The sequence below is a fragment of the uncultured Intestinibacter sp. genome (assembly GCF_902468165.1).
Lineage (GTDB): Bacteria > Bacillota > Clostridia > Peptostreptococcales > Peptostreptococcaceae > Intestinibacter.
Map to the genome: position 1 here is coordinate 1 of NZ_CABQXJ010000025.1, position 12,303 is coordinate 12,303.

The following is a 12,303-nucleotide window of genomic DNA, read 5'->3' on the forward strand; positions in this document are numbered from 1 at the left end:
GTGCATATGATATAGGCTGGCGTAAAGATGTTTATCCAACCAAAGAAATTGTTCTTTTAGATATAGAACAACAAACACTTTACGTTTTAGAAAAAAATGAAAAAATTATTGGTGCAATTGTTTTAAATCATGAATATGAAGAATGTTATCAAAATATTTATTGGCAAATTTATGCTGAAGATGAAGAAGTAACAATTATACATCGCTTTTGTATTCATCCAGATTATAGAGGATGTGGAAAATATTTATTAAAACAAATTATAAAAAGAGGATATTAAATCTACTTTTTTAAGTAATTTAGTATCCTCTTTTATTTATAATCTATTTGTAATTTTATTTTCTATATAATCTAATTAAATTTCTTTTTTACAAAATACTACAATGCTTGAAATCACAAATAATACACTTGCTCCTAGTGTACTATAAAGTGATTTTATAACTTCTGAAATCTCAACATCACCTTTTAGTATATCCATATTTACGTTTATAAGTTGAATTGGGTTATAATCTTGAACTTTCGGTATAATATTTAAAACCAAAAGTATTCCTACTATAACTCCACAAAATAACATAGAACCATAAGATGTTTTAAATAAAATCCCGCCCAAAATTATTGTACTTATTAAAAATATTCCAAATACCCATACAAGGCTCAAAGAAAATAACAGATTTTCGACCTGTGTATCTTCCCAAAATAGCATCGAGTATAAAAATGTGACTAATGCAGATAAAAAATAAGTAAATGTCCAAACTAATGTTGATGATGTGAATTTTGATAAAACTACAGTTTTTCTAGATAGCCCTTTTGTAAGCATGTTGATTAGAGTTCCTTTTGATAATTCGTTTGATATTAATCCGCTAAATATTATAACTAGTATAATCAGTCCCATCTGCGTAGTATTTTTAAAAAATTGTGTCCAAGAATCAAAAATAGTCGGTTCTGGCAAACTTATTTTTATGCCCTCTTCCATCAAAGATTCCATTAAATCTGGTGTGAATTTTGCCACGACTGGATTCATAAAACCAAATATTAAAAATACAGTCACAATCAAAAGTAATTTATATGTTTTAGTCAGTTCAAAAAGTTCTTTTTTTGTAAATGCTAAATACGCTCTCATTTTATTGCCTCCATAAATAATCTTTCTAGTGTTGGCTCTTGAATTCTTATATATATTGGATATAAATCCTTATCTATTAATCCCTGCATAACTTCTCTTTGAACTTCTTCTATATTGTTTGAGTGAAGGTAAATAGTGTTTTCGCTTTTTTGAATCTCATTTATATTAGAATTGTCTTTAATTATTTTTAAAAACTTTATAAAATCTTCTTTATTTTTCATTCCAACTTCCAAACAATCCACCATATGACCTTTTTTGATTTGTGATAAATCTCCACTTAGAGCAATTTTTCCCTCTCTAAGTATTGCAATTTCGTCGCATATTCTCTCAACATCAGATAGTATATGAGTTGAAAATATGACTGTAGTTCTTTCTTTTACTTTTAATAAAATATCTAAGATTTCTTTTCTTCCTATTGGATCTAATGCTGATGTCGGTTCGTCACATATAAGAAGTTTGGGCTCATTTAAAAGCGCCTGTGCAATACCCAGTCTTTGTTTCATCCCTCTTGAAAACTTGCTTATCTTTCGTTTTTTATAATTACTAAGTCCCACAAGTTCTAATAACTCTTCACTCTTTTTCTTTATATCGCTTTTTTTCATATTTGTAATTTCGCCGCATAATTTTAGATATTCATGTGGAGTCATATATCCGTAGTATTCTGGCACATCTGGAAGATATCCTATAAATTTATTTGTTTTAGTTTCGCCAAATTTAACTTCCTCTCCACATACTCTTATAATTCCACTATCAGGTTTTAAAAAACCTAAAATCATCTTCATTGTAGTTGTTTTACCTGCCCCATTTTCTCCAATAAAACCGAAAATGGAGTTTTCTCTTACTTTTAAATTAAGTCCATTTATAATATTATTTGAGCCAAAACTTTTATATAAATTATCTATCTCAAGTATATTCACTATTCCTCACCTCTACCAAATATAAAATAAAATATTGGGCCTATGATTTGTATAAACAAAACTACTATTATCCATATAGCTTTATTTCCAAATCTGTAGTTGGGGTGTTTTATAACATGTATTAATGCAGTTATAGCCAATATAAATTCTAAAATTATAACTGGTAATAATAATGCTAAATTATTTGTAATCTCACTCATATATTTACCTCCTTATATTAATTAGTTTCTAGTGCGAGCACACATGATTTAAATCTATAGTCGTCTTTTAAATCTGAAAATATAGGATTATCTTTTACACCACTTATAACACTTTGTTTTATTAATTCATGGCTTCTTGGTGTATTTACTCCTAAATCTAATTCCTTTAACCAATTTTCGATTTTGTCAAAAAATTCATCACCTCTTAATTTGAAATTATATATATTTTTTATACATACATCTGTGTATTTTTGTATTAACTCTAAAGCTTTTTCATTTTGTTTATTAATTGCATATCCTTGTGCAGTTGCAAGATATAAATTTACTGTTGTATTTGGATGTAGCTCATCTAAATTGAACAATTCACATATTCCAGCTGCTCTTTTAAAACATTCTTCAATAATATCTAATTTATCCATATTTAATACAATTTGTTGAGATATATTACCCACTAAACTTATAAGATTTTGATATATACAAATTTGAGTAATTTCACTTGCTTTATTCATATTTCCTAATAATTTAAAGCTCATGCTAATAAGCTCGGCATCTTGACTAAAAGTTTTTACATCCTCTCCTAATATTTCTAAAACTTCTGTTGGTTTATTATCCATAATCAATGAAAGTAATTCTAAATTTATTGCATCTTTTATTAATTGAGGATTTTCACTTTCTTCTCTTATTCTTATACATAATTCTCGTGCTCTATTTAAAACTTTTTCTTTATTATTAAATAACATATAGTGGTTTAAATAAAGTACTACCATTTGCTTTAAAAATTCAAAACAAGAATAATATTTTTTTATATACTCCTCACATTTTCCAAAAACATCATTTGGATCTTTTTGAGCAAATTCTTGTGCTAATTCATAATAAATCTTTTGTATATCTTGTTTTGTAAGCTGTGGCTCATATCCAATAAGCTCATCTAAAGATATATTAAATAATGTCGCAAGTTGAGGAAGTAATACTATATCCGGGTATGTTATGTTGTTTTCCCATTTTGAAACTGATGATTTTGATACTCCTATATAACTCGCAAGTTCATCTTGCGTAATTCCTTTACTTCGTCTAAATTTCGTTATGTTTTTTCCTATGTTAATTTTATTCATATATTTCACCTCTTTATATTTAAATTATATGTTTTAAATTAATACCAAACAATGGAGTTAAAAGCTACTTTTGTAGAAAAAGTTTCTCAAAGTGAAACTTTTTTAATTCTATCCACAACTACATAAAAATATAATAATCTACTACTTAGATTTATAATTTTTTATATTGAAAAATATTTTTCCATGTGTTACCATAAAATTGTAATTAAAATATATACAGGGGAGCTTTTGCTGAGATTGAATTTTTTCTAAACCCTCCGAACCTGCCGGATAATGCCGAGAAGGGAGTTTATATTATTGTATTTATATACATTAATTTGAATCTTCATCGTACATTATTTGTACGATTTTTTATTTTGTATGATAAATTTTAATAATTTTCAAAACACATCTAAATGTATTTATATAAAATAAATCTATCTATTTGAAAATTATTTAAAATGTATATTTTATTGTACAAAATTTCTACAATAGTTTTAATCTAAATTCCTTTCCAATAAAATCTCCATGTATATATATTTTCAATATTGTTTAAATTTAACTAGTTAAAAATACTTGCAAGTAATTATATTTTAAATCTAAATTTAAGGAGAAAAATATGAATTACACAACTCAAATGGATGCCGCAAGAAAAGGCATTATAACAAATGAAATGAAACAAGTAAGTGAATACGAAAATATAAATATAGACGAATTAGTAAATTTAGTGGCTCAAGGTAGGGTTTGTATTCCTGCGAATAAAAACCATAGATGCTTAAAACCTTATGGTATTGGCAAAAAATTAAAAACTAAAATAAATGTAAACCTTGGAACATCTAGAGACTGTCTCGATATGGATTTAGAAATGCAAAAAGTTATGAGCGCTGTAAATATGGGAGCCGAATCAATAATGGACCTTAGCTCTTATGGAGACACTCAAAAATTCAGAAGAAAATTAATAAAAGAATGCCCTGCAATAATCGGTACAGTACCAATATACGATGCTGTTGTCTATTATAACAAACCACTTAAAACTATCACTGCGAAAGAATGGATTGATGTAGTCAGAATGCACGCCCAAGATGGTGTCGATTTTATGACTATTCATTGTGGTGTAAATAAACATACAGCAGAGCGTTTTAAACAATCAAAACGCCTTACAAATATAGTATCTAGAGGTGGGTCTATAATATTTGCTTGGATGGAGTTGACAGGAAACGAAAACCCATTTTTTGAATTTTATGATGAAGTTTTAGATATTTGCAGAGAATATGATGTGACAATAAGTCTAGGAGATGCATGCAGACCAGGAAGTGTCCACGATGCTGGAGATATATCTCAAATAGAAGAATTAGTAACATTAGGTGAACTTACTAATAGAGCTTGGGCAAAAGATGTTCAAGTTATGATAGAAGGTCCTGGCCATATGCCACTTAATCAAATAAAAGCAAATATGGAAATCCAAGAAACTATATGTAACGGTGCCCCTTTTTATGTATTAGGTCCTCTTGTTACAGATGTCGCTCCTGGATACGATCATATAACTTCTGCAATAGGTGGAGCAATCGCTGCAACATATGGAGCTTCTTTCTTATGCTATGTCACTCCAGCTGAACACCTTCGACTTCCTAATCTAGAAGATGTAAAAGAAGGTATAATAGCATCTAAAATCGCAGCCCACGCTGCTGATATTGCCAAGGGAATTCCTGGCGCAATAGATTGGGATAATAAAATGAGCGAGGCTAGACGTGAATTAGATTGGGAAAAAATGTTTGACCTAGCAATCGATAGCGAAAAGGCAAGACGATACAGAGCTGAATCAAAACCAGAAAACGAAGATACTTGCACAATGTGTGGAAAAATGTGTGCAGTTAGAAATATAAATAAAATCCTAAAAGGTGAAGACGTAGATATAATGGAATAAATCTAAAAATATCAGACTCATTTTTAGATTTAATACCTAATACGCTAACAAATAAAAAGACGGGTAATTCCCGTCTTTTTATTTTTCATTTATTTTATTTAATCTTTAATTATTAATCTTTTAATTCAGATACTATTCTTAATAAATCAAGTAATATATTTACAAAGTCTAAGTATAAATTAAGTACATGTATTGATAAGTCATTTCTACAAGTTACTCCGCCAGATTGAATATCGTATTTTAATAAACTCACATCATATAAGATATATGCCGAGAATAATATTATACCTAGTCCACTTACTGCTATATTAAAAACTGTTCCTTGTATAAATATATTTACAATACTCATTCCTATAAGAACTACTAATCCTACAAGTAAAGTACTTCCAAGCCCAATATAGTGTCCTGCTGGTTTTCTATGTGATATCAATGCTAATAAAGCGAATAATACACATGTCCCTAAAACTACATTCATAAATAATGTTGTCCCTAAATCATATAGGTAGTAAGTTAAAATAGGATACATAAGTATACCATCTACAAAAGTAAATAGATATACAAAGTTCATTGAAAAACTTCTAGGTATTACATTTTTTCTAGATAACAATGAAAATAATAAAAGACCTACAACTAAAACCCCTATAAAAATATTAGCAACATATACTAATGATGCTGGAATAAACATTTTTCCAAATAAAAAACCAATAAACATAAATACTATTGATATAGATAGATATTTGAATACTGCTTCCATTGGATTTTCTACTGTCATATAAGTTGATTTATTCATAATTTTACCTCTCCTTCTAAATTTATATTTTTATAATTTATACATCTTTTATAATTTAATTATATAACTCTTATTTATATTAAATTATTACTATTTGGTAAAATTTATTGTATTTTTAATTTTCTTTGTTTACAATTCTGTTTTTTATTTTTTCCATGCGTAAGTCTAAGTCTGCACTAATTTGAGCACAGTCTAATAATTCTCGCCTTAATAACTCTTCTTCATCTTGTGGTATATCTTTTTTATAGCTAAGTTTATGTTCTAAACTAGCCCAAAAATCCATAGCAATAGTTCTAAGCTGTACCTCTACCCTCATATTTTTCTTTTCATCTTTTAAAAATATCGGTATTTCAACGATAAGATGAAGACTTCTATAACCATTTGGCTTTGGATTTTTTATGTAATCTTTCACCTCAATTAATTTTATATCATCTTGTTGCAATAAACAGTCAGCCAATACATATATATCTTCCGGAAAAGAACATATCACTCTTACTCCTGCTATATCATTTAAATTCTTTTCTATAGATTCTACAGTAAGCGGCACATCTTTTTTAGCTAACTTTTTTACTATACTATCTGGTGATTTTAATCTAGTTTTGATTGTTTCAATTGGATTTCTATCGTATTCAAGCGAAAATTCTTGATTCAACACTTTAAATTTTGTTTCTACTTCCATAATGGCGCACTTATAGTAAGCCATCAATCTCTTGAAAGGCATAACATTATATTCAAATTTATCAATAGCATTATTGTTGACTAATGCTTTAACAACCGGATCAACTAATTTTCCTCTTATCATACTCTACATAACTCCTATATACTCTCATTATTTAAAACCTTAAATTAGATTATCTTTTGAAATATAAAGAAATATAATTTCATATATACTATAAAATATTTATACCCAATTATTTTCAAAGTATAAATATATAAATTTTTCTAAAATTATTTAATAATACTTTATTATATTAATTATATATTATTATAATTTTATGTACTCTATATTAAGCCCTTTAAAAATCAAATTTATGTCTAGTATTTTATATCATTAATCATATAATTCAGTTTATATTATAATATGTCTTATATATTAAAAGTTCTCCTATTTTTAAATAGATTTACTTTCCTTTTAACTAAAAAAGACGAGTATTTCTCGCCTTTTTGATATTTAATAAGTTGTATTTTACTTATTTACAATTCTATTTTTTATATCTTCCATACGTCTATCTAATTCTGAACTTGCTTGTGCACATTCCAAAAGCTCTCGTTTTAATATATTAGCTTCTCCATCTGGTATTTCTTTGTTGTAGCTTAGTTTATGATCCAAACTTGCCCAAAAATCCATAGCAATAGTTCTAAGTTGTACCTCTACTCTCATATTTTTCTTTTCATCTTTTAGATATATTGGAACTTCTATTATTAGATGCAAACTTCTATATCCATTTGGCTTGGGATTTTTTATGTAATCTTTAACCTCAATTAATTTAACGTCGTCTTGTTGCAAAAGACAATCTGCTAATAAGTATATATCCTCTGTAAAAGAGCATATTACTCTAACTCCTGCAACATCACTTAGATTTTCTGTTATTGATCTTGTTGTAAGAGATAAATTTCGTCTAGTTAACTTTTTTACTATACTTTCTGGTGATTTCAATCTTGTCTTTATTGTTTCTATTGGGTTTCTATCGTATTCAAGTGAAAACTCTTGATTTAATACATTGAACTTTGTTTCCACCTGCATAATGGCACAATTGTAGTATGCCATTAGTTTTTTGAAAGGCATCATGTTATCTTCAATTATGTCTATGACATTATTATTAACTAATGCCTTCATAACTGGTTCCATAAATTTTTGTTTTATCATGATTTACTTAACTCCTATTTTATTATTAAATTTGCTTATAATCATCAACTTTAATAATTTATTTAAAGTAATTATGTTACTTACCCTCTTATGTTAATTCTATCCTAACATAGTTTTCTATATTTAACCTTAACACATGGATTTAATATGTACACAACAAAATAAGATATACAAAGTTTCTTTATATATCTCTTATATATTCTTTATTATATTTATTATTCTTTTATAATTTTATGTACTTAACTTTAAAAATAAAACTTTATAAAATTTTTATAAACTAAAAAATAAAGAGGTAAGTTAAATCTTACCCCTTTATATTAATTAAAATGAGCTACAAATGTTTCTATTGTGATATTTATTGTCTTTTGTTCTATCTTCTTTAGATGCAAGTAATTCTTCTAACATCTTTTTATATTTACTGTCATTTGTAACTCTTATATGACTTTCTATAAGATAAATGCTGTTTGTCTTAGGTCTTTTCTTTCTTATGTTATTATCAATTATTGTCTTAGCCATATCAAAACTTTGAATATGAGTATGCCCATTTTTAAAGTTTTTCTTAGTATTATATACTATATAGCCTCTCTTAACCCTCAAGATAATATATCCTTCTCTTTCATAAATTTTTTCTGCGCCTGCTGTTTTATTAGATTTTGGTATTTGAAATTCTACAATATTATTACTACAAACTTTGTTTTTTATAGGATCCACGACTTTAATCATAATAACACCCCAATTATCTTATTTTATATTAAGATGGTAAATTTTTTAATATTTACCTATCTTACTTTAATTGTAAATAAATAAAATTCTAAATTGGTTACATTTATGTTAATTTTTTCTTTATTTTTAATACAAATAAATTTTAGGAAAGTTATATCTTCCAAGCATAGCTCATATTTTGTAAATCTACCATATGTTTATAAAGACCATCATTTTTAATTAATTCTTCTGATGTACCTTCTTCTGATACTTTACCATTTTCTAAAACAACTAAATGTGATGCAGTTGCAATAGTTCTCATTCTATGAGCTATCATTATTACTGTTTTGTGTTGAATTAATTTTGATAAAGCCCTTTGTACATAAGTTTCACTTTCAACGTCTAAAGATGCACTAGCTTCATCTAAAAGTATTATTGGAGCATCTTTTAATATTGCTCTTGCGATTGAAATTCTTTGTCTTTGACCTCCAGATAATTTTGAACCATTTTCTCCGATAACTGTATCATAACCATCTGGTAAGTTATCTACAAATTCATCGCAAAATGCTAATTTTGCAGCTCTTTTAACTTCTTCGTCAGTCGCATCTTTTTTACCTATTCTTATATTTTCAAGGATTGTATTGTTAAATAATACAACATCTTGGAATACTATTGAGAATTTAGACAAAAGCACTTCTGGGTCAACTGTAGAAATATCTACTCCACCTATTTTTATTTTTCCTTTATCTAAATCATAAAATCTAGCTATTAAAGATGCACAAGTCGTCTTTCCTCCGCCACTATTTCCGACTAATGCTGTTATTTCATCTTGTTTTGCAGTAAAGCTAACATTGTCTAATACTGGTTTTCCAGGTTGATATGAGAAACTTACATCTTCAAACTCGATATCATAATTATCAGGTTCAAAAGTATCTCCTCCTGTTTGAAGTTTATAATCATTTATATTGTTTAGTCTATCTACTCTTGATTCACAACTTATAATCGCAGCTAAATTTTGTAATGTTGCATTTAGTGGATCGTATAATCTAGATGCAACTATTAAAAATAACATAAACACTTCTAATGTTATTTCCCCTGACATTAAGTATTTAACTCCGAAAATAACTACTGTAGCAATACCAAGTTTAAGCACAAGTTGTGAGCTTACTACAAATAATGCATTTGTAAGTTCTGCTTTTATTTGACTCTTTTCACAATTATCAATAGCGTCATCTACTTCTTGTAGATATTGTTCCGTAAAATTACTAGCTTTTAAATCCCTAACTGTTTCTAATCCCTCTTGTATTTTTTCTGTTCTTATAAGCTGTATATCTCTATCTTTATGACCTACAGCGCTTAATTTTCTCTTTGCCAATAAAATTAAAATAATCGCAACAGGAACACACCAAACTGCAGCTATTGACATTTTAACATCAAAGGCAAACATTCCTATTGAAAGTAAAACAGTCGAAACTATTGAACCTACAAATTCAGGAATAAAGTGTGATAGTGCCTGTTCCATATAAGTGACATCTGATAAAATTGTAGTTGTTAAATCTGATAAATCCCTTTTTGAGAAAAATGACATAGGGAATTTTCTAAGTTTTTCTGCTACATTTATTCTAAGTCGTGCACTTTCTGTATATGTGTTTAAAAATGTCATATTATATTGGATATAGTGAGCTATATAAATAAGTACAAATACTACTATAAATTCTACAATATAAACACCTACTGAAAATTCATATGACTTATCTGCTAATATTTTTAGCAAATCACAAGTGAAAAAGTATAAAACCCCTATAGACATTGCAATTATAATATAAGATATTGTGCAAGATATACACGCTTTAATTAAATTCTTTGCCCCTAATTCAGTTAAGGCAAATTTCTTTTGTATTTTTTCTAGCAGCATACAAATTCACCCACTTTCCAATCTATAGATTGACGATATTCAGACCACATCTTAGCATATAATCCATTCTTATCTACTAATTCTTTATGTATACCACTTTCAACTATTTTTCCATCATCGACAACATAGATACAATCTACATTTACTATTGTAGATAGACGATGAGCTATCATTATTGTAGTTTTATTTTTAGATAATTCTAATATAGCTTTTTGCATTAAATATTCATTATCACTATCTGCATATGCTGTTGCTTCGTCTAATAATAAGATAGGTGCATTTTTAACTATTGCTCTTGCTAAAGTTATTCTTTGAGTTTCTCCTCCTGATAAATACACACCTTCTGTACCTATTTTAGTATCAAGACCTGTATCAAACTTAGATATAATATCGTCGCATTGTGCTTTGTGAAGTGCATCTAAAACATCTTTTTTATCTACATCAAAGCCCATTTTGATATTTTCATACAAGCTTTTCTTTAATAATTTATTATCTTGGAACACGAATGATATTTTATCCATAAGATCTTTTTCATTCATATCTTTTACATTTATTCCACCTATTTCGATTGAGCCTTTTGTAACATCGTAAAATCTAGGTATTAAAGATACTAAAGTTGATTTACCACCACCGCTTTTTCCGATAAATGCGACAGTTGTTCCACTTTTAATATCTAAATTTATGTTGTGAAGTACTTCAACATCAGTATCTGGATAAGTAAATGAAACATTATTAAATTTAATATTGTAATTACTTAATTTTTGTGATGTTTGAGGATACTTAACTATTTCTTTCTTTGTTATACTTTCTATACGATTTAGAGCATCTTCTGCCAACATTGTATTTTCACTTGCAAACATAATTTTATTAGTTGTAACTGCAAGTATTGGTGTAAATATTACATAAAACATAAAGTCTGGAAGTAAAGAAGAAACATTAAATCCATTTAGAACTAAAATCATCATACTTCCTATTAAGAATATAAATATACTATTTACAAATGCTGTAAATCCAGTCATAGGTCTACGTAATTTATTAGTATAACCTACTGAAAATTTTTCATAATTTTTTATTGATTTATGAAAACGTTCAAAAGAGAAAACTGTTTGTTGAAATGTCTTTACAACTGGTATCCCTCTTATATATTCAACTGCTTCGTTGCTCATTTCCTCTAGAGCATCCATATATTGTTTCATTGATTGTGCTAAATCTTTTCCAAGCATTTTTGACATATTTACAAATGCTAAAGCTAAAGGAATTAAAGATGCAATCCCAAATCTCCAGTTAAATATAAATAAACAAACAACTGCAGCAATTAATGTCGTTACAAGTTGAACCATATCTGGTAGTTGATGTGCTAAATAAGTCTCTGTTGATGCTGCTGATTCGTCAATTATTTTTCTTACTTTACCACTTCCTTCTTTTGATAAATATCCCATAGGAAGTTTCATAACGTGATGAATAGCATCTTTTCTCATATTTGATGCTATTCTAAAAGCTGCTAAATGTGAGCATATAAGTGATAAAACATATACAAGTATTCCTACTACAGCAAAAGTAAATGCATACCATCCATATCTAGCTGCGTCACTTGCCAAGCTAAAATTTGGATATACATCTAGTATGACTTGTATTACCTTCCATATCCATACAAAAGGCATTAATAATAAAATTGCACTTATAAATGATAAAAATAGTGATAACATTGTTAAGTACTTATGATTGCCTGCATAAGCAAATAGTTTTTTTAATATTGCCATGCGATTACCTCCTTCTTAA

General features: G+C 27.6%; 12 protein-coding genes and 1 riboswitch. Of the genes, 2 read left to right on the forward strand and 10 right to left on the reverse strand.

The annotated features are described in order from the left end of the window. On the forward strand, positions 1 to 278 hold a 278-nt coding region (locus tag RDX53_RS06290), incomplete at its 5' end, for a GNAT family N-acetyltransferase (RefSeq protein WP_307993869.1). A gap of 75 nt (positions 279 to 353) precedes the next feature. Here the strand turns inward: RDX53_RS06290 and RDX53_RS06295 are convergent. The 4 genes from RDX53_RS06295 to RDX53_RS06310 are packed head-to-tail and all read right to left on the reverse strand — an operon-like array spanning position 354 to position 3,347. Continuing rightward, positions 354 to 1,118, reverse strand: a complete 765-nt coding sequence (locus RDX53_RS06295; RefSeq protein ID WP_195930989.1) for an ABC transporter permease — start codon at positions 1,116 to 1,118, stop codon at positions 354 to 356. Continuing rightward, positions 1,115 to 2,035 carry an ABC transporter ATP-binding protein gene (locus RDX53_RS06300; protein WP_195930990.1) on the reverse strand — a complete coding sequence of 307 codons (921 nt, stop codon included), beginning with the start codon at positions 2,033 to 2,035 and terminating at the stop codon, positions 1,115 to 1,117. Before RDX53_RS06300 ends, RDX53_RS06295 begins: the two co-directional genes overlap by 4 nt. Next, a complete protein-coding gene (locus tag RDX53_RS06305; protein WP_195930991.1) occupies positions 2,035 to 2,235 on the reverse strand; it encodes a PLDc N-terminal domain-containing protein in 201 nt (66 codons plus the stop codon). The genes RDX53_RS06300 and RDX53_RS06305 overlap by 1 nt, the downstream gene beginning before the upstream one ends. Before the next feature lie 17 nt (positions 2,236 to 2,252). After that, positions 2,253 to 3,347, reverse strand: coding sequence for a helix-turn-helix domain-containing protein (locus RDX53_RS06310; RefSeq protein ID WP_195930992.1), 1,095 nt, complete (start codon positions 3,345 to 3,347; stop codon positions 2,253 to 2,255). 208 nt (positions 3,348 to 3,555) lie between these two features. Further along, positions 3,556 to 3,651, forward strand: a riboswitch (TPP riboswitch). Between the two features lie 294 nt (positions 3,652 to 3,945). Between RDX53_RS06310 and thiC the strand changes: the two genes are divergently transcribed. Then, entirely contained in the window at positions 3,946 to 5,250 is a 1,305-nt protein-coding gene (gene thiC, locus RDX53_RS06315) for a phosphomethylpyrimidine synthase ThiC (protein WP_195930993.1), read from the forward strand. Between the two features lie 112 nt (positions 5,251 to 5,362). Here the strand turns inward: thiC and RDX53_RS06320 are convergent, their stop codons facing one another. The 6 genes from RDX53_RS06320 to RDX53_RS06345 all read right to left on the reverse strand — a co-directional run bounded on the left by RDX53_RS06320 (position 5,363) and on the right by RDX53_RS06345 (position 12,284). After that, complete coding sequence (locus tag RDX53_RS06320; RefSeq protein ID WP_195930994.1) at positions 5,363 to 6,040, reverse strand: Bax inhibitor-1 family protein; 678 nt, start codon at positions 6,038 to 6,040, stop codon at positions 5,363 to 5,365. A 115-nt stretch (positions 6,041 to 6,155) separates the two neighbouring features. Beyond that, positions 6,156 to 6,842 carry a GTP pyrophosphokinase family protein gene (locus RDX53_RS06325; RefSeq protein ID WP_195930995.1) on the reverse strand — a complete coding sequence of 229 codons (687 nt, stop codon included), beginning with the start codon at positions 6,840 to 6,842 and terminating at the stop codon, positions 6,156 to 6,158. A gap of 384 nt (positions 6,843 to 7,226) precedes the next feature. Further along, complete coding sequence (locus tag RDX53_RS06330) at positions 7,227 to 7,907, reverse strand: GTP pyrophosphokinase family protein (RefSeq protein ID WP_195931918.1); 681 nt, start codon at positions 7,905 to 7,907, stop codon at positions 7,227 to 7,229. A gap of 321 nt (positions 7,908 to 8,228) precedes the next feature. Continuing rightward, the gene (locus tag RDX53_RS06335) at positions 8,229 to 8,630 is read right to left on the reverse strand and encodes a hypothetical protein (RefSeq protein WP_195930921.1); all 402 of its coding nucleotides are present in this window, start codon (positions 8,628 to 8,630) and stop codon (positions 8,229 to 8,231) included. Positions 8,631 to 8,781: 151 nt separating this feature from the next. After that, positions 8,782 to 10,524, reverse strand: coding sequence for an ABC transporter ATP-binding protein (locus RDX53_RS06340; protein ID WP_331606886.1), 1,743 nt, complete (start codon positions 10,522 to 10,524; stop codon positions 8,782 to 8,784). Continuing rightward, positions 10,515 to 12,284 carry an ABC transporter ATP-binding protein gene (locus tag RDX53_RS06345; protein WP_307993870.1) on the reverse strand — a complete coding sequence of 590 codons (1,770 nt, stop codon included), beginning with the start codon at positions 12,282 to 12,284 and terminating at the stop codon, positions 10,515 to 10,517. Before RDX53_RS06345 ends, RDX53_RS06340 begins: the two co-directional genes overlap by 10 nt. Positions 12,285 to 12,303 lie beyond the last annotated feature (19 nt).